At 47.3% G+C, this 17,575-nt stretch carries 14 protein-coding genes; 12 read left to right on the top strand and 2 right to left on the bottom strand.

Annotated features, from left to right (window positions below; genetic code table 11):
* The first annotated feature begins 470 nt into the window (after positions 1 to 470).
* The 4 genes from GCU44_RS15975 to GCU44_RS15990 all read left to right on the top strand — a co-directional run bounded on the left by GCU44_RS15975 (position 471) and on the right by GCU44_RS15990 (position 6,615).
* On the top strand, positions 471 to 917 hold the full coding sequence (locus GCU44_RS15975; protein WP_154857597.1) for a phage tail protein: 447 nt from the start codon (positions 471 to 473) through the stop codon (positions 915 to 917).
* Between the two features lie 568 nt (positions 918 to 1,485).
* Positions 1,486 to 5,649: a PAS domain S-box protein gene (locus tag GCU44_RS15980; protein WP_154857599.1), complete on the top strand. Its 4,164-nt coding sequence runs from the start codon at positions 1,486 to 1,488 to the stop codon at positions 5,647 to 5,649.
* Positions 5,646 to 6,068 carry a response regulator gene (locus GCU44_RS15985; RefSeq protein WP_154857601.1) on the top strand — a complete coding sequence of 141 codons (423 nt, stop codon included), beginning with the start codon at positions 5,646 to 5,648 and terminating at the stop codon, positions 6,066 to 6,068. Before GCU44_RS15980 ends, GCU44_RS15985 begins: the two co-directional genes overlap by 4 nt.
* Positions 6,069 to 6,225: 157 nt before the next feature.
* Entirely contained in the window at positions 6,226 to 6,615 is a 390-nt protein-coding gene (locus GCU44_RS15990; protein ID WP_161993953.1) for a nuclear transport factor 2 family protein, read from the top strand.
* Positions 6,616 to 6,636: 21 nt separating this feature from the next.
* Here GCU44_RS15990 and GCU44_RS15995 read toward each other — a convergent pair whose 3' ends face one another.
* Entirely contained in the window at positions 6,637 to 7,515 is an 879-nt protein-coding gene (locus GCU44_RS15995) for a ChaN family lipoprotein (RefSeq protein WP_154857605.1), read from the bottom strand.
* 132 nt (positions 7,516 to 7,647) lie between these two features.
* On the opposite strand from GCU44_RS15995, the gene GCU44_RS16000 reads away from it, so the two are divergent.
* Positions 7,648 to 8,499, top strand: coding sequence for an oxygenase MpaB family protein (locus GCU44_RS16000; RefSeq protein ID WP_154857607.1), 852 nt, complete (start codon positions 7,648 to 7,650; stop codon positions 8,497 to 8,499).
* 78 nt (positions 8,500 to 8,577) lie between these two features.
* Here the strand turns inward: GCU44_RS16000 and GCU44_RS16005 are convergent, their stop codons facing one another.
* Positions 8,578 to 9,309, bottom strand: coding sequence for an SIMPL domain-containing protein (locus GCU44_RS16005; RefSeq protein WP_154857609.1), 732 nt, complete (start codon positions 9,307 to 9,309; stop codon positions 8,578 to 8,580).
* Positions 9,310 to 9,504: 195 nt separating this feature from the next.
* On the opposite strand from GCU44_RS16005, the gene GCU44_RS16010 reads away from it, so the two are divergent.
* The 7 genes from GCU44_RS16010 (at position 9,505) to ccoG (ending at position 17,571) form a co-directional block, all read left to right on the top strand.
* Positions 9,505 to 10,134, top strand: coding sequence for a hypothetical protein (locus GCU44_RS16010; RefSeq protein WP_154857611.1), 630 nt, complete (start codon positions 9,505 to 9,507; stop codon positions 10,132 to 10,134).
* 63 nt (positions 10,135 to 10,197) lie between these two features.
* Positions 10,198 to 12,651 (top strand): heavy metal translocating P-type ATPase, encoded by a 2,454-nt coding sequence (locus tag GCU44_RS16015; RefSeq protein WP_154857613.1) that lies wholly within the window; start codon positions 10,198 to 10,200, stop codon positions 12,649 to 12,651.
* Positions 12,642 to 12,830 (top strand): cbb3-type cytochrome oxidase assembly protein CcoS, encoded by a 189-nt coding sequence (ccoS, locus tag GCU44_RS16020; RefSeq protein ID WP_154857615.1) that lies wholly within the window; start codon positions 12,642 to 12,644, stop codon positions 12,828 to 12,830. The genes GCU44_RS16015 and ccoS overlap by 10 nt, the downstream gene beginning before the upstream one ends.
* A 1-nt stretch (position 12,831) precedes the next feature.
* Positions 12,832 to 14,964, top strand: a complete 2,133-nt coding sequence (gene ccoN / locus GCU44_RS16025; protein ID WP_154857617.1) for a cytochrome-c oxidase, cbb3-type subunit I — start codon at positions 12,832 to 12,834, stop codon at positions 14,962 to 14,964.
* Between the two features lie 12 nt (positions 14,965 to 14,976).
* Positions 14,977 to 15,168: a CcoQ/FixQ family Cbb3-type cytochrome c oxidase assembly chaperone gene (locus GCU44_RS16030; protein ID WP_092177369.1), complete on the top strand. Its 192-nt coding sequence runs from the start codon at positions 14,977 to 14,979 to the stop codon at positions 15,166 to 15,168.
* Positions 15,155 to 16,081 (top strand): cbb3-type cytochrome c oxidase N-terminal domain-containing protein, encoded by a 927-nt coding sequence (locus tag GCU44_RS16035; protein WP_241684984.1) that lies wholly within the window; start codon positions 15,155 to 15,157, stop codon positions 16,079 to 16,081. The genes GCU44_RS16030 and GCU44_RS16035 overlap by 14 nt, the downstream gene beginning before the upstream one ends.
* A gap of 74 nt (positions 16,082 to 16,155) precedes the next feature.
* Positions 16,156 to 17,571 (top strand): cytochrome c oxidase accessory protein CcoG, encoded by a 1,416-nt coding sequence (gene ccoG, locus GCU44_RS16040; protein ID WP_154857621.1) that lies wholly within the window; start codon positions 16,156 to 16,158, stop codon positions 17,569 to 17,571.
* Positions 17,572 to 17,575 lie beyond the last annotated feature (4 nt).

The following is a 17,575-nucleotide window of genomic DNA, read 5'->3' on the forward strand; positions in this document are numbered from 1 at the left end:
TTTAGTTTATCAGTGCCACCAAATAGTGGAGATTCAAACTTTTCCGAATATTCGGGAAAAATAGCCGCATAAAAAAGGCTGCCCTTTTCGGACAGCCTCCCCGGGGTGAGGTGATTTGATGCCATTCTTTATTTTTTTTAACATTTTGATTTTTAAATTAGGTCAAACTCACGTTACTTCCCGAAAAATAGTAGCCGATTATCCTTGATTTCCTATCCGAAATCCTTATTTTGGTTATTGACAACCGAGAGACGGGTGGCGCATGGTTTGTGTGCAAGCAACCATCCTTTTGAGATAGGGATAGTAGCCACCACTTTCTGATCAAACACCGGCAACGAAAAAAGCGGCAATACTATTACGAATGATAACCGGGAGATTGCTGATTAATGTACTATTCAAAGTTTCGGATAGGGGATTTATTGACACATTCCCCCAACGAAAAAAAACTTACATTTTGATCCTGTAGAAGCATGGAAGAAGACGTTCAAGATAGGATATGGCCGATGCCAAAGTTTTACTTTACCGTCACCTTTGATTCACTGGAAAAAGCAGTGGTGTTTCAGGAGGTTACTGGTCTGGATGCGGAAACGGACATCATCGATTACCGCCACAGTGATTTTTCTGCGATCAAAATGCCGGGCATTGGCAGGATAGGCACGGTAACACTACGAAAAGGGATTTTTCAGTCCGATACCCATTTCTATGCCTGGTACAATGCCATTCATATGAATACGATTAAACGAGAAACGGTATCGATTCGATTGTTAGATGAGAAGGGTCACCCATCAATGACCTGGAATTTACAGAATGCCTGGCCCACAAAAATCACAGGTACTGATTTGAAATCCGAAAGCAATGAATTTGCGGTCGAGTCCATGGAGTTGGCGCACGAAGGATTAACGATTGTAAGTGGATGAATGGTGGTTTTTGGGTTTTTGACGATAACACAGTGAATCGGCACTAAAAGATACTACTTACCTTTTAGAAGTGCTAGAACCCGGAGAAAGAGCTACGTTTGTTACAGTCCCTCTACCCGGAGTGTTTACCGACGGTATTGCTTTTTGGCCGAAAGGATTTGGCGCGCCGTTTTTTAAAAAAATTATACCCAAAAAGTCTGGGTAGACGGTTTTGTACCGGGTTTCGGCTCCAATGATGCCAGGGAGCGTGTTTTGATCCATGCTGTGCAAACGTCGAAGGATATATTGATCACCGTATTAATGTACCGGACCTCGACCAGAAATACCAACTCGTCCCAGGTACTGGTGCGGTATTTGTTGCTACCTGATGCTGCTTCGGTCGGAATCATTTCCTGGAACTGGTAGAAAATCCGATCCAAGGAGGGGTTGGGAAGGCAAACATTTTGCTAAAATACCTCGAATCCGTGAGGAAAAAACAACCGAAATGCTTAAGTTAGAGTAGAGACGGGTATTGACCCCAATTGGTCATGGTCGGTCACTAATTTTTAGAATTGACGTAAGATTGTAGATGGAGAATATTCACGATTATAGCACCTTATTTTATTTCAATCCCTTGCCAAATTGGGTGTATGACAAGGAAACGTTTGAAATCGTAGACGTTAATCAATCGGCCATCGACCACTACGGCTACAGCAGGGAAGAATTCCTATCCATGACCATTCGGGACTTGAGACCCGCGGAAGAGATACCCCGCCTCCATGCCGCACATGTGGGGTTAGCGGACAAAAAGAACACCATTTATTTTGGTACGTTTACCCATACGAAAAAAAATGGGGAGCGAATTCGGGTGGATGTGAACGGGCACCCTGTGGATTTTATGGATCGAAAGTGCCTCATGGTCACCTGTCAGGACGTGACCGAGAAGGAGCAGCAACTATTGGAGCTAACGGATTCCGAACAGAAATTGAAAACAGCTTCGTCCATTGCCAAATTAGGCTATTGGCGGCAGGAAGTGGGTTCCAGCGTATTGAATTGGTCGGACGAAGTATACCGGATTTGGGGAAGAAAGAAAGCGCAGTTTGAAGCAACTTTTGAAAAATTTTTTGAAACCATTCATGCTGCAGATCGGGACCGATTTTTGCAGGAGCAGCAAGCGGTTTTCGCAGGAAAAGAAGCCCTAGATGTCAGCCACCGGATCCTTTTGCCGAATGGAAAAGTGAAATGGGTACATGAATTGGGACGGTTGAATAGAGATGCGCAGGGAAATCCCATTTCCTTCGAGGGTACCGTCCAGGACATCACTACGCAGAAACAGGAAGAACAGCAACTCCGTTTGCTAGAAAGTGTGGTGACCCATACCAGTGATGCCATTATGATTACCGAAGCGCCATCGGCAAATGAATTTGGGTCGAGGATTGTCTACGTCAATGAGGCATTCACCAGAATGACCGGCTACACATTCGGAGAGATCGTTGGAAAATCTCCGAAGGTACTGCAGGGTCCCAAATCCGATAGGGAAGAGCTCCGCCGACTAAGTCAAGCCATAAAGGACCAGCAAGACTGTGAGATTACGACCATTAACTATAGAAAAAATGGCGATCAATTTTGGATCAATATTTCTGTTTCTCCGGTTGTAGACGAAACTGGGCAGGTTAGCCATTGGATCGCTGTTGAAAAAGACGTGAGCGCCCAAATGATCGAGCAGCTTCAACGGGACCTTTTGGCAAAAATTAGCGCCATATTTCACGAGGGAACGGATCTTCGAGGCGCTCTTGGAGGCGTCTGTGAATTAATTGCTACTTACGGGGATTTTAGTTTTTGTGAGATTTGGCTTCCGGATATCCAAAAGAGAACGCTTAATTTGGCTGCCCATTATGCGCAGGACGCTGCTGGGAGAGCATTCTATACCCAGGCTGGAAACCTCTCCAAGATGGAGACTGGAACGGGCCTGCCAGGAAGCGTTTGGTTGGAAAACGTCGCCCTGATTTGGGATAAGGTAGCACAAAATGATTTATTTATTCGCAGGCAGGCTGCGCAGCATTCGGGCTTAGCGGTGGTGTTGGGAATTCCCTTACACCATCAGGAAAGCAAAGTAGGTGTAATGGTAGTGGGTGCTTGCGAGGAAAGGGTCACGGTGGAGCGACACCAGCCCGTGTTAACCCGGCTACAATCGTTTATCGGATCAGAAATCAATCGAAAAGGCTTGGAGGAGGAATTACTTCATTTGTTTGAGGCATTACCGGATATCGTTTGCCTTACCGATTTTGCGGGCAATTTCCTAAAAATGAACCGATCAGGTTGTGAGCTTTTAGGCTACGCGAAAGGGGAAATTCTGGGTAGCACCTTTGCTCGATTTGTTCATCCCGAAGATGCCCAGATAACGGCAGATGCATTCAAAAAACTGAACTCGGATGCCGACACATTCAAACTGGAAAACCGGTTTTTGACCAAATCCGGTAAGGTGTGTTGGTTGAGTTGGTACGGCAATCCCCAGGTAAGTGAGGAAGTAATCTATGCTTCCGCAAAGAATATCACCGAGGAAAAAAAGCTACAGGAGCTGTTAGAAGACGCCTCACAACTTGCAAAAATTGGAGGATGGGAATACGAAATAGCCGATCAGGAGGGCAACGATGCCATGTATTGGTCGCCGATGGTCCGAGAAATCCTGGAAGTACCGGAGGATTACAATCCTTCCCTTTCCGGCGGCTTTGAGTTTTATTCGGCAGAAAGCAAAGCAAAAATAATGGCCGCGGTGGATCGGCTGATTGACCAGGGTGTTGAATTTGACGAAGAACTGCTCCTGTTAAGCAATTCGGGAAAAGAAAAATGGGTTCGGTGTATCGGTAGGAGTGAACGGATTAATGGGAGGTGCACGAAGATTTTCGGTAGCTTCCAGGATATCGATGGCATGAAGAAAACGGAACTGCGTATTTCTGAGATATTGGGGAGTATTTCCGACGCGTTTTATGCCGTGGATGCCGATTGGAATTTTACCTACTTTAATAAAGAGGCAGAAAGCCTCCTTAACAGGAAGAGCGAGGAGGTTTTGGGCAAAAATATTTGGGAGGAATTTCGGCCGGCAATTGGAACCCAGCTGGAACGAATATACCGAGAAGTAGCGGCACAGGGAAAGGCAGTGAGTTTCGAATACCAGTATCCCGGCAACGGTGCCTGGTACGAGATCAATACCTACCCCTCGGGTGGAGGGATTTCTTCCTATTTTAAAAATATTGATGAAAAAAGAAGCGCGGCCGAAAAATTGGAAAAGGCATACCGGGAAAAAATCGATATCATCGAGAGCATTGGCGATGGGTTTTTTACGGTTGACAATCAATGGACGGTTACCTACTGGAACAAGGAAGCGGAGCGCTTGATGGGTAGAGACCGGGCGGCGATGCTGGGCCAAAATCTTTGGAACGAATATGACGATATCGTGGGTACCGCTTTCTATACGCAGTATAGGCGCGCCATGGAATCCGGTGAAAACGTGACCTTTGAAGAATTTTACCCGGCGTTGAGCAAGTGGTTTGAAGTGGCCGTTTATCCAAATATGAATGGATTGTCTGTTTACTTCAAAGACATCACCCGAAGAAAAATCACTGATTTACAAATTTTACGTGCGAATGAACGCTTTGAGAAAGTGACCCAGGCAACTACTGACGCCATCTGGGATTGGGATATTGAAAATGACACCCTTTTTCGCGGGCTGGGCTTCGAAAACTTTTTTGGATCCGGAGTTCGTCGAATGCTAAACTCGGCTGATTTCTGGCAGGATAGCTATCACCCCGAGGATGTTGCCGCCATTAAAGAAAGCCTGGAAGCCAGCCTTGCAGATCCAGAACAGGAAAAATGGCAAATGGAGTACCGAATTATTCATCCCAGCGGAGAAGAAAAAACGGTGATCGACAAAGGAATGATTATCCGGAATGATTCGGGAAAGGCCATACGGATGGTTGGGGCGCTGACAGATATCAGCAACCGTAAAAAGCACGAGCGAGAGGTTCAGGAGTTGAATCAACTATTGAAACAGCACATACAAGAGCTTGAAGTGACCAACGAGCAGTTGGAGCAGTTTGCTTTTATCGCTTCCCACGATTTACAGGAACCACTGCGTATGATTTCCAGTTTTCTCAACCAAATCGAACGTAAATACGGGGATCAGTTGGATGCAAAAGCCCACCAATACATTCACTTTGCGACCGACGGCGCAAAACGGATGAAACGAATTATTTTGGATTTGTTGGAGTATTCCCGTGCAGGGAAATTTGCGGATACACCCGAGCCAGTCAACATACACGTGCTCATTGAAGAATACAAGGTGTTGCGACGAAAGTTGCTCCGCGATAAAAAAGCGGTTTTGACTGCCGAAAGCCTTCCCACTATTTCCTGCTATAAGGCACCGCTCGTACAAACCTTTCATTGCTTGCTGGATAATGCGATTCATTATTCACGGGAGGGGGTGCCTCCCAGGGTTGACATACAGGTCAGCGAAAAAGAAACACATTGGGAGTTTGGTATCGCAGACAACGGAATTGGGATTGATTCCCAATTTTTTGACAAAATTTTCATTATTTTCCAACGTTTGCATAACCGGGATCGGTACAAAGGAACCGGAATTGGGCTTTCGATCGTGAAAAAACATGTGGAATCCTGGGGAGGAAAAATTTGGCTGGAATCCAGTCCCGAGGTTGGCAGTACGTTTTATTTTACCGTTAATAAAGAATTCGGATGAAAGAGGTACATATATTATTAGTAGAAGACAATGAAGGGGATATCGTTCTTACCTTGGATGCATTTGACGAATGCAAAATTAAAACCCGAATAAGTGTTGCCAAAAATGGGAAAGAAGCACTGGATTTTCTCTTTGGGGAGGAGGAGCAACCAGACAACCGTCCCGATCTGATATTACTCGACATCAATATTCCGGTATACAGTGGACACGAGGTGCTTAAGAGGATCAAGGAACACCCGTCTCTGAAAAAAATCCCGGTAATCATGTTGACCACCTCCTCCAACCAGAAAGACATCGACCTTGCCTACGAAAACCACGCAAATAGCTACATCACCAAACCCATAGAGATGGATCGTTTTATTAGCGCCATACTGAAAATCGAACAATTTTGGCTCCAATTGTCTAAATTAGCAAAATAAGCTTCCTTCCACTGTTGGTGTGTTAGCGGAACAACCGGTACCTGGCTTCCAAATACGGAGATGATTTTTTGAGGCTTCCCGAGCCTTTGCTCCAAAAAAAATGTAATTTCGCCGGGTCCTGTTTTTGGAAAATCCGACCCGTTTAAATATGCTAAAAATGGATCAACTAAACGCTACATATAAACTAGTGATCGAAAAGTACATCGCGGCTTACAATGCCAAGAATGTGGAAGAGATGGTACGGGACTTGTCTGTAGATGTGGTGTTTGAACACCTGACAAACGATGAGGTAAGCATGCGATTGGAAGGCCTGGATGCGTTTCGAAGACAGGCCGAGGAAGCCCTTTCCTATTTTTCCCATCGGAAGCAGACGGTTCTATCCTGGGAATTTGCGGGCGACCTTGTTCGCGTGGAGGTTGATTACCAGGCCGTATTGGCGGTGGATTTCCCTAACGGTCTCAAGGCCGGGGAGCGCTTGCATATGTCTGGAATCTCGGAGTTTACGTTTGAAAACGATAAAACCAAAGCCATCAAAGACCGAAGTTAACGAAGCCCGTATGGGCTGCTTTTAATAGGTTTTTGGTTGATTGGGGTCGGTGAGAACGATAATATCGGCTTTGTCCCGATGGGCTTCCCAGTTAGGTGCGTGGAAATCATCCGAGGGAAAACAGGAGATGGTAAGGATGTCAAGGCCCCGCTTTCTTTCTTTCACGGCTGCCACGGTACCCAATCCTTCGTCGCTATGAAATTTCCCTGTCAGGTGTAGGATTTTCGCTTTTCTATTTTTTTTCCAGGTAGTGACGATGCTTTCTGCCATCGTGGCGTCTCGCAATAGTTGGGCGTGAAAGATCGAGGGCCCCATGTGGTGCGCATGTTCGCCCATTGCCGCGTAGAATTTTTGGCGGTAGGGATCGTCTTCCCGGGGAAGTTCAAATAGGCTATAGTAAGATCTCGCCGCCTTGGGAAGCTGCTTTAAGGTACCAATCCCTTTTTGGCTGACCATGCTGGCATACCTTCCCGGGACGTTAGCCGCAATGACCTGTTGTGCTTTTGATTTGGCAAGCTGAACCAGGGGCGCGTAGTCGGCGTAATTGCTCCAGGCCCGGCTCTCTTTCGTAAAGCTTCGCTCACGGATAAGGCCGGCCAGGTACTCGTTTAGCACCAACTGTACGTCCCGCTCAAACATTTCCATGGAGAGAATTACCTGTGGGTATTCATCCAGCAAAGCAGCATAGAGTGCGTTTTGTAGCACATGTGCCAGGCTATCGTTGTGCTCTTCTCCGAATACAATTACTTGTTTTTTCCGGGACAGTTGGACGATGTCGGCCACGCTGATTTCTGTGGCGGAGGGTGTATGGTATAGTTTGACGCCGGTTTCTACGATTTGCTGCGCCCATGCCAAAGTGGGGGTTGCAAGAAAGAAAAAGAGCCAGATTCGGGTTCTCATGAGGGAAAAATTTTCAGTGAAAGTAAACAATTCTTTCCGTTTTTACCGGCTTATTGTGCCCTAATTCGGGTCAATGGCTTTCCGGCTTCGCAAAAAGCAAGTAACTTGCAGGAAACCGACCGGGTCCATACGATGACGATCAAACCCTATACAAAAGCGATCACCGGGATGAATCCCCGTTCCGATTATGAGCGAATTGCCTATTTATTGACCTTTCACTGTTTTCCCTGGGATATGGAAAAAGCACTGGAATTTGCCCTGTTCCGGACCTTTGCCGTTCCCTCGGTATCCAGGTTATTGCTGGCGACCGGAGAATTTGTCAACCGGACCCAAAAGCGATACGACGACACCGAACTCATCCTTTACGAAATCCTGGAAAATGGCATGGATAGTGTCCGGGGGCAGGCAGCCATCGCGCGTATGAATGCCATGCACGGTCGATTCAAGATTTCGAACGAGGAGTATTTGTACGTACTCTCCACATTCATATTTGAACCCATTCGTTGGATGGACCAGTGGGGATGGCGGCCGTTTACCCCGATAGAAAAGGAGGCCATTTTGATCAATTATCAGGAGCTTGCAAAACGGATGGGTATCCGGGAGGTACCCGATTCGCTGGATTCCTTCGAGGCATTTAATGTAGCGTACGAACGCGCTCATTTTTCCTTTGATCCGGCCAATAAAATCATCGGGAATAAAACCTTGGAATTGCTGTTGGGTTTCTACTTGCCGGGAAAGCTAATGCGGCTGGGCAGGCCCATCGCCTATTGCCTGATGGATTCCCGGCTTCGACAGGCGATGGGATACCCCCATCCACCGGGCTTGCTTGTGTTTCTGGTAAAGGTAGCGATGAAAGTCAGAGCACTGGTGACGGGTTGGATTCCGGAGCCAGGTAAACCGGTTCTTGGCACAAAACGCAAACGTTCCAGTTATCCCAAAGGGTACACCATCGAAGCATTGGGAACCAACACTCCTGGAAAATGAGTTCGTGTAGGTGCCGGATGGGGAGCCTTCAATGAATCGCTTTGTTTGGGAAATTCTGTAAGCAATTGAGCGAAGAGGTCATTTGATCTGATAATCCAGTTTCATGGTGATGGATGCGGTTTTCGCCTTCGAACTGGTATTGAAGGTGCCGCCCCAGGAGTAGTCTTCACCGGAATTTTGACCGGTGATCTGAAATATTCCCATGTTTGCAACAATCAGGTCTCCCAATGTTGCTCCTGAATTTTTGGCGATCGTCTCGGCGCGGATGCGGGCGTCTTCAGTCGCTTTGGAGATCAGTTCAATTTTCAAATCTGCCAGTTGGGTAAAATAATACCGGGGCGCCTGGGAGTAAAACTGAATTTCCTTGTTGAGCAGTTCGGTAATTTCCCGGGCTATTTTCTCCACTTTCTCCACTTCTTTGGATTCTATGCTGATGTTTTGACTCAGGATATATCCCAAAAATGTTTCTCCCATGAACCTGCCTTCAGGGCTGTATTCGGCCCGGGTATTTTGGCGGGACTGCACGGCGCTAAAGACAATTTCCTCCGAGGCAATTCCCTTCGAATTCAGGTATTCGGTAACGGCTTTGCGGTCTTTTTCCAAACCCGAATACGCTTCGCCCAGCGTATAGGCCTGTTTTTCAAAGAGTCCTTCCCAGACGATCAGGTCGGAAATAAAATCCGTCTCTCCGAGACCGGTGACGGAAATTTTCGCCTGGGCCTGGCTCCGTTTCAAGAAAGCATTCCCTAACACAATGGAGGAAAGTACGATTGCCAGGGCAAAAATTACAGCGGTAAGGTGTTGTTTCATTGCTTGGGGATTTTGATCGGTGGAATTTCGCAATTTATTGGCGAAATCCCCTAAATAGGCGCCAAATTTATTGATGCATTTTGGGCTGAAAAAAGCAATCACTGAGAAAAAGATGATATTTATCATGTTTGGCCCTTCCCAAAATCACTCTTTACCTTTCTTGCTAGGCCTAGCTTTGTAAAAAAAGATACGCTTATGCAGAGCAAGTTGGACGTACATTTTGCTTTTCCCGAAGACATTGTTACCGCGCACTACGGCTGTCCCTTACCCATGGGATTCCAAACCGGGGAAATGGAGGTATCCACCACGCAACAGCTACTGGGTCCGGCATCCGCTAAACTATATACCGCTCATTTACCGGAGGTATTGGATTGGTTGCATGGATTGGACTACCCCAAAGCTTTGGAAAGCGAGCCTTGCGAGGTGCCGGTTCTATTGTATGATCGGGAGCTTTCGTTCGAACGGTTGCTCTTTCATTACGATGGAACTCCAGCCTCGGCAAAGATTATCAAACAATTTCTCGCACTTTTTTCAGAAAATATTTCCAACAGTAGAGCAACCATTATTTCTCCGGCATTCATTCCCAAATCAAAAAAGAGGGAGGAGCAAGCAATCATTCAGGAAGTGAGCAATCACACCGCTGAAACGTCCTTCATTAAATTTAATTTCAATCGAATTGGGGATTTTTGGTCCTATGCGGTCAAACATCAGTGTACCTTTTTGGTCACTACCAAAAACAATCAGGCCGATCTGGCGAAAGTGTTGTTTCATTTTTACAAAGGCGGCATGTGGTACGAAAGACTTTCCTTTTATTTGGCTGTATAAATCAGTATATTGAATGACATTCGTCATGTTTTTGAGCTAGACGCTGAAGTAACTTGCCGCCAAATGGAGAATACATCTACCCCTGTTAAACAACCCGCTCAAATCAGCTGCTACCATTGTGGTGAGCGCTGTGAAGAGGAAATCCTGCACCATGAGGGAAAAGACTTTTGCTGTGCGGGATGCAAGACGGTGTACGATGTGCTGAGTGAAAACGACCTTTGCGATTATTACGACCTGTCCGATGCCCCGGGTTCAAACCGACGGAAGGAAAATACCCGGACCAATCGGTTTGATTACCTGGATGATACAGAGGTTCGGGACAAATTGGTTGATTATCAGGATGAGAAGCAGATCCACGTGACCTTTTATGTACCGTTGATTCATTGTGCCTCCTGTATATGGCTGCTGGAAAACCTTCACCGACTGCATGAGGGAGTGGTAGATTCGCGGGTTAATTTCATGGAGAAAAAAGTACAGATCCGCTTCCTCAAGGCCGAAATCGGTCTCAAAGAGTTGGTGGCGTTGATGGCGGGGATCGGCTACGAACCGCGCATCAATCTATCGGACATGGTGCAACAAAAAAACCACTCCGTTGATAGAAAGTTGGTGTATCAACTCGCCGTGGCGGGTTTTTGCTTTGGAAACATGATGTTTTTTAGCCTTCCGGAGTATTTTTCTGAGGCAGAATTGTTGGGTCAGGGATTCAGGGAGTTGTTTCGCTACCTCAATGTGGTGTTGGCCTTACCGGTCTTTTTTTATTCGGCTTCCGATTATTACCGAAATGCCTGGTATTCGCTGAAAAACAGATCCATTGGCATGGAAGTGCCTATTGTACTGGGCATCGTGACCTTGTTTACCTTTAGCCTTTATGAGATATTTCTGGCTGGTCAGGAAGGATACCTGGACACCCTGGGCGGGTTGTTGTTTTTTCTCCTTTTGGGCAAATTGTACCAACAAAAAACCTTTGATACCCTTTCCTTTGACCGTGATTATACCTCCTATTTTCCGATCGGCGTTAGTAAATTGACGCAAAACACAGAGCAAGTGATCCCTCTGACCAAAGTCCAGGTGGGGGATAGAATTCGGGTGCGGAACGAGGAGTTGGTGCCTGCGGATAGCGTATTGCTCGATGAAGTAGCCACAATCGACTACAGTTTTGTGACCGGAGAGGAAGTCCCGGTGCTGGTAAAAAAGGGCGCTTTGGTCTATGCCGGAGGAAGACAAAAAGGGGCTGCCATTCAGTTATTGGTTCAAAAATCTCCTTCGCAGGGCTACCTGACCGATTTATGGAACAACGAGGCATTTTCGAAAAATGAGCAAGAAGATTCCCTTGCCTCACTGGCTACCCGAATCAGCGGAAAGTTTACCTTCACTGTCCTCCTGATTGCATTTGGAGCCCTGAGCTATTGGAGTTTTTACGACTTTTCCATGGGGATTCGCGCCTTTACGGCCGTTTTGATCATCACCTGTCCCTGTGCGCTTGCCATGTCCACGCCCTTTACGCTGGGAAACGTGATGCGGATTTTTGGAAAACGTGGCTTTTATCTGAAAAACACCCAGGTAATTGAGAAATTAGCTGGATTAGACACCCTGGTGTTTGATAAAACAGGCACGCTGACCTCGCCGTCAAAAGCCCGTGTACATTACCAAGGAGAATCGCTTTCGGAGGAAACCCGTGCGGTAGTAAAAGCACTGGTAAACCATTCCATCCATCCACTGAGTAACCGAATCAATCGTTGGCTGGGGAGCGTTCCGGCAGTGGAACTGGAGCAGGTGGAGGAAATTCCAGGCAAAGGATTACGGGCGGTTTACAAGTCCCAGTCACTGGTCCTGGGCTCGGCCTCGTTTGCCGGCATGAAGGCATCTCCGCAAGCCCGCAGCGCGGGTAATGAAGTACATTTGGTCATTGAAGGAGTTCATTTGGGTACGTTTTACATTGAGAGTGGTATACGGCAGGGCATGGAAGAAATGATTCCTGCATTGGCTACCAATTATTCCCTGCATTTACTATCGGGGGATCAGGATCATGAAAAAACCGAGTTGGAGAAAAAACTGGGTACGGCACTTCGCATGCATTTTCAGCAGAGCCCGAAAGATAAATTAAATCAAATTCAGCAACTTCGTGAAGGGGGGCACCGGGTGCTGATGGTGGGCGATGGACTGAATGATGCCGGTGCATTGAAGGCAGGGCATGTGGGGATCGCTGTCACCGAGAATATTTCTCATTTTAGTCCGGCAAGCGACGCCATACTTGATGGAGAGAAACTTCGCCATTTACCGGCTTACCTGGATTTTGCGAAGCTAGGCAGAAAGATTATTAAGAGTAGTTTTGGACTCAGTTTTACCTACAACGCCCTTGGAATTTACTTTGCCGTGCAAGGGTTGGTAAGTCCCGTATTTTGTGCTATTTTGATGCCGGCGAGCAGTATTTCAGTGGTTTTATTTACCACACTGGCGACCAACTATTTTGCCCGGAGAAAGGGAATGAACGAAAAAACAGAGCTACGATGGAAGTAATTTTTGTATTGATTGGCATAAGTTTGGCAATGGCAGGAGGCTTTTTGTGGCTGTTTTTTAAAGCGATGAAAGGGGGACAGTTTGATGATCAGCACACGCCTGCCATGCGCATACTATTTGAGCGAAAGACACATAAAAAACATACAACCAATAAAAAAACACCTAAAAACACGAAGTGATATGTCAGGAACAACACTTGAACAGTTTAGTTACGATAATAAGATCGTAAAATACTTCGGTGCAGCCACCGTTATCTGGGGGCTCGCCGGTATGCTGATCGGGGTGATCGCTGCGACCCAGCTTTTTCTTCCCGAGGCCAATATGGGCAACCCGTACACCACTTTTGGAAGGATACGGCCACTCCATACGAATGCGGTGATTTTCGCCTTTGTAGGAAACGCGATTTTTGCAGGGGTGTACTATTCCATGCCCCGTTTATTGAAAGCGCCGATGTGGAACAAAACACTGAGTTGGTTTCATTTCTGGGGCTGGCAGGCCATTATTCTTTCGGCGGTCATTACCCTTCCGCTGGGCTTGACCTCATCCAAAGAATACGCCGAGTTGGAATGGCCCATCGATATTGCCATTGCGGTTGTTTGGGTGGCATTCGGGGCAAATATGATCGGTACGCTGATTACGCGTAGAGAAAAGCACATGTACGTAGCCATTTGGTTTTACCTGGCTTCCTTTGTTACGGTTGCGGTGCTTCATATCTTCAACTCCCTGGCCTTGCCGGTATCGCTTTTTAAAAGTTATTCGGCCTATGCGGGCGTACAGGATGCGCTGGTGCAGTGGTGGTACGGGCACAATGCCGTGGCATTTTTCCTGACCACGCCATTTTTGGGCCTGATGTATTACTACCTTCCCAAGGCAGCCAATCGGCCGGTTTATTCTTACAAGCTTTCCATCATCCATTTCTGGTCCCTGATCTTTATTTATATTTGGGCGGGACCCCACCATTTGCTGTACACGGCCTTGCCCGAGTGGGCACAGGTTTTGGGTGTGGCTTTTTCCGTCATGCTTATCGCACCTTCCTGGGGAGGGATGGTCAATGGCTTGTTGACCTTGCGTGGTGCCTGGGATAAGGTACGTGTAGATCCTGTTTTAAAATTCATGGTCGTGGCTGTAACGGCCTACGGCATGGCTACTTTTGAAGGCCCCTTGCTCTCTCTGAAAAATGTGAACGCAATTGCCCACTACACCGATTGGATCGTTGCGCACGTGCACATTGGTGGACTGGGATGGAATGGATTTTTAACCTTTTCCATGTTGTATTGGCTTTGGCCCAAGATGTGGCGAACCAATTTGTACTCGGTGAAACTAGCCAATACCCACTTTTGGCTCGGTACCCTGGGAATTTTGTTTTATGCCTTGCCCATGTATGTGGCAGCACTTACCCAAAGCTTGATGTGGAAGGAGTTTGGAGAAGCAGGCAGGTTGGCCTACCCGAATTTTCTCGAAACCGTAATACAGATTGTACCCATGTACATGTTGCGGGCCTTCGGCGGGGTGCTTTACCTCTCTGGCGCAATCCTGATGGTGTATAATTTGATAAAAACGGCTGCAGCTGGCTCGTTTCAGGAAGAAGAGGCAGACGAAGCCCCCGCGCTTGCCAAACACGTGCCTACCGGCGGAGAGTTTTGGCACCGGGCCTGGGAGCGAAAGCCCGTGTTCTTTACCATCCTGGCTACCGTGGCCATACTCATCGGGGGCGTGGTTGAAATAATTCCGACCATTTTGATAAAATCCAATGTGCCGACAATCAGCAGCGTGGAGCCCTATACACCGCTCGAGCTACAGGGAAGGGACCTCTACATTTCCAATGGTTGCGTAGGTTGTCACTCCCAAATGATTCGGCCCTTCCGGTCTGAGACGGAGCGGTATGGGGAATATTCCAAGGCTGGGGAATTTGTGTATGATCGCCCATTCCTTTGGGGATCCAAGCGTACCGGTCCGGATTTACACCGGGTGGGTGGAAAGTACCCGGATAGCTGGCATTACCACCACATGGTGGATCCAAGGACCATGTCACCCGGATCCTTGATGCCGCCCTACCCCTGGATGACGACCACGATAATGGATCATAGTTCGATAGGTGCTAAAATCCGCACCATGATGAAATTGGGTGTTCCCTATCCCGAGGGCTACGACGAAATGGCCATCGACGATTTGCGTGCGCAGGCAGAATCAATTGTGGCAGGTCTGAAAGAATCGGGGGTTGAAGTACTCCCCGAAACCGAAATCGTTGCCTTGATTGCCTACCTGCAGCGATTGGGAACCGATATAAGTAAAACTACCAGTGCGAACCCTTAATCCACCCCGATCATGCAAAAAGAAATTTTAAGATCCATAGAAAATATCGAAATCTATCCCATTATCTCGCTTCTGCTATTTGTTGCTTTCTTTATCGGAATGTTTTGGTGGGTACTGCGTGTCGACAAAAAGTACATCGACCACATGAAAGAAATGCCCCTTGCAGATGAACCTCAAAAAGATGATTCCCATGAAAACGTTTAAACTCATTGGAGCCAGTTCAATGGCCCTATTGCTGGCGACTCCTGGATTTGCTCAGGAGAGTGGAGAAAGCTGGACCTCCCAAATGCAACAATTGGACAGCAGCCAACTGACCCTGCTTGTCATCATCGGTGTGGTATTGCTATTGATTGTGATCATCATGGGCATCATGCTGTATTTATTGTCCTTCTTGATGTCCGTGATCAAAAAAGACAATCCGGTCCTCGCTGCAGAGCCTTCCTGGTGGGAAAACTTTAAAGTGAAATTTGTTACGGGCAAAATGAAGCCCATCGAAAAGGAACAAGACATCCAACTGGACCATAGTTACGATGGGATCGTCGAGCTGGATAATTTCATGCCTCCCTGGTTGAAATACGTCTTTTATACCAGCATTGTCTTTGCGGTGGTCTACTTTGTGAATTATTCCGTGTTGGGCCTTGGAAAGAACCAGTACGAAGAATACGAAGAAGAACTGGCGATCGCTGCGCTGGAAGAGGAGGAACGAAGCGAAACCATGCTGGCGGCTATCGATGAAACCACGGTTCAATTTGATGCAACGACCCCTACCATCGAGGCGGGCAAAGAGCTGTACACCGGAAACTGTGCAGCCTGTCATGCGATGGATGGCGGGGGAGGCGTTGGTCCCAACCTTACCGATGCGTACTGGATCCATGGCGGAGACATCAAGGATGTATTCTCGGTGGTAAAATACGGGGTGGTTGAAAAAGGAATGATTCCCTGGCAGGATCAACTAAGCCCGGAGCAAATGCAACAGGTTTCCAGCTACGTATTGACCCTTCAGGGCACCACACCAGCAAACCCTAAAGAACCTCAGGGAGAAAAATTCACCCCTGCGGTTGAAGAACCGGTTGACGCCCTGGGAGAGGAAGAATTGGGATTGGAACCTGTAGAATAAGTGTTTACCAATAGGGTCGGGCAGACTGTTCCGACCCTATGCACCGCGCATACACAAAAAATCGACTAACAACCATGGCGATAAAAAATGAAAGCCTCGACCCGGAAAAATTTAGGGACTCCTTAGGTACTGTCACCAGCGACGGTGGACGGAACTGGATTTATCCGAAGAAAGTGTCCGGAAAGTTCTACAAATGGCGGACCTATGTCTCCTGGCTGCTATTGGCTATCCTATTTGCCGGTCCATTTATCCGTATCGACGGAAGGCCCTGGCTACTTTTCAATATTTTTGAGCGCAAGTTTATTATTTTCGGGGCAGTATTTTGGCCGCAGGATACCCATTTACTGATTTTCCTGCTGCTGATTTTTGTGGTTTTCATCATCTTGTTTACCGTGGTTTTCGGCAGGGTTTTCTGCGGATGGGCCTGTCCGCAAACGCTTTTTATGGAAATGGTTTTTCGTAAAATCGAGTATTGGATTGAGGGGGATGCCAACCAGCAACGCAAGCTAAATGCCATGCCCTGGAATGGGGAAAAGATCCGAAAGAAGACCGTGAAAATGGGGATATTCATCCTTATCTCCTTGCTCATTTCACATACGGTGATGGCCTATCTCATCGGAATCGATCAGGTATTTGAGATTGTTCAGCAACCTCCGGCGGAAAATCTGGCTGGCTTTATCGGACTGATTGCATTTACCGGTATTTTTCTTTTCGTATTTTCCTGGTTTCGCGAACAAGCTTGCCTGGTAGTTTGCCCGTACGGGCGGCTACAGGGCGTATTGCTGGACAACCAGTCCATCAACGTCACCTATGATTACGTGCGGGGAGAACCCAGAGGCCCCATCCGAAAAAATAAGGTGGAAGATCAATCTTTGGGGGATTGCGTGGATTGCTCGCTTTGCGTACACGTGTGCCCCACGGGTATCGATATCCGGAATGGCGTGCAGATGGAATGCGTCAATTGTACGGCTTGCATGGATGCCTGCGATGAGGTCATGGAAAAAGTAGATCGTCCACTCGGGCTGATTCGCTACGCTTCGGAGACGAGTGTTCAAAAAGGCTCTTCCCGATTAATCACGGGTAGGGTCAAGGCTTATTCTTCCATTCTGGTACTTCTGATCGCCGGTTTCGTTGCCCTGCTGGCAACCCGGGAAGATTTGGGAGCTACGGTGACCCGATTCAGGGGGATGACTTTTCAGGAAAGAGAGGGAGAACAGATCAGCAACCTCTACGAGGTAACCCTGATCAATAAGACCTTTGACGAACAGCAAGTGAACCTGGTTCCCGAAGATCCTGCCTTCCAATTGGAACGGGTAGGAGATACCGATTGGACCTTAGACGGTCAATCGAAATTTGAAGGACGATTCTTTCTGGTGAAGCCGCAGTCAGCCATGCAGGTGCCTCAGGAAAGCATTGTCCTCTTATTGCAACAAAATGGTGAAACCATAGACCGGATAAAAACCAGTTTTATGGGGCCGGTAGAAAACTAAAACT

Origin of the sequence: Cyclobacterium xiamenense (genome assembly GCF_009467825.1) — a bacterium.
In the GTDB taxonomy this organism is placed as follows: Bacteria; Bacteroidota; Bacteroidia; order Cytophagales; family Cyclobacteriaceae; genus Cyclobacterium; species Cyclobacterium xiamenense.

Bases quoted from the DNA above. Each gene is read 5' to 3' on its own strand.
- GCU44_RS15975 (WP_154857597.1), top strand. From the start codon at position 471: ATGGAAGAAGACGTTCAAGATAGGATATGGCCGATGCCAAAGTTTTAC.
- GCU44_RS15980 (WP_154857599.1), top strand. From the start codon at position 1,486: ATGGAGAATATTCACGATTATAGCACCTTATTTTATTTCAATCCCTTG.
- GCU44_RS15985 (WP_154857601.1), top strand. From the start codon at position 5,646: ATGAAAGAGGTACATATATTATTAGTAGAAGACAATGAAGGGGATATC.
- GCU44_RS15990 (WP_161993953.1), top strand. From the start codon at position 6,226: ATGGATCAACTAAACGCTACATATAAACTAGTGATCGAAAAGTACATC.
- GCU44_RS15995 (WP_154857605.1), bottom strand. From the start codon at position 7,515: ATGAGAACCCGAATCTGGCTCTTTTTCTTTCTTGCAACCCCCACTTTG.
- GCU44_RS16000 (WP_154857607.1), top strand. From the start codon at position 7,648: ATGACGATCAAACCCTATACAAAAGCGATCACCGGGATGAATCCCCGT.
- GCU44_RS16005 (WP_154857609.1), bottom strand. From the start codon at position 9,309: ATGAAACAACACCTTACCGCTGTAATTTTTGCCCTGGCAATCGTACTT.
- GCU44_RS16010 (WP_154857611.1), top strand. From the start codon at position 9,505: ATGCAGAGCAAGTTGGACGTACATTTTGCTTTTCCCGAAGACATTGTT.
- GCU44_RS16015 (WP_154857613.1), top strand. From the start codon at position 10,198: ATGGAGAATACATCTACCCCTGTTAAACAACCCGCTCAAATCAGCTGC.
- ccoS (WP_154857615.1), top strand. From the start codon at position 12,642: ATGGAAGTAATTTTTGTATTGATTGGCATAAGTTTGGCAATGGCAGGA.
- ccoN (WP_154857617.1), top strand. From the start codon at position 12,832: ATGTCAGGAACAACACTTGAACAGTTTAGTTACGATAATAAGATCGTA.
- GCU44_RS16030 (WP_092177369.1), top strand. From the start codon at position 14,977: ATGCAAAAAGAAATTTTAAGATCCATAGAAAATATCGAAATCTATCCC.
- GCU44_RS16035 (WP_241684984.1), top strand. From the start codon at position 15,155: ATGAAAACGTTTAAACTCATTGGAGCCAGTTCAATGGCCCTATTGCTG.
- ccoG (WP_154857621.1), top strand. From the start codon at position 16,156: ATGGCGATAAAAAATGAAAGCCTCGACCCGGAAAAATTTAGGGACTCC.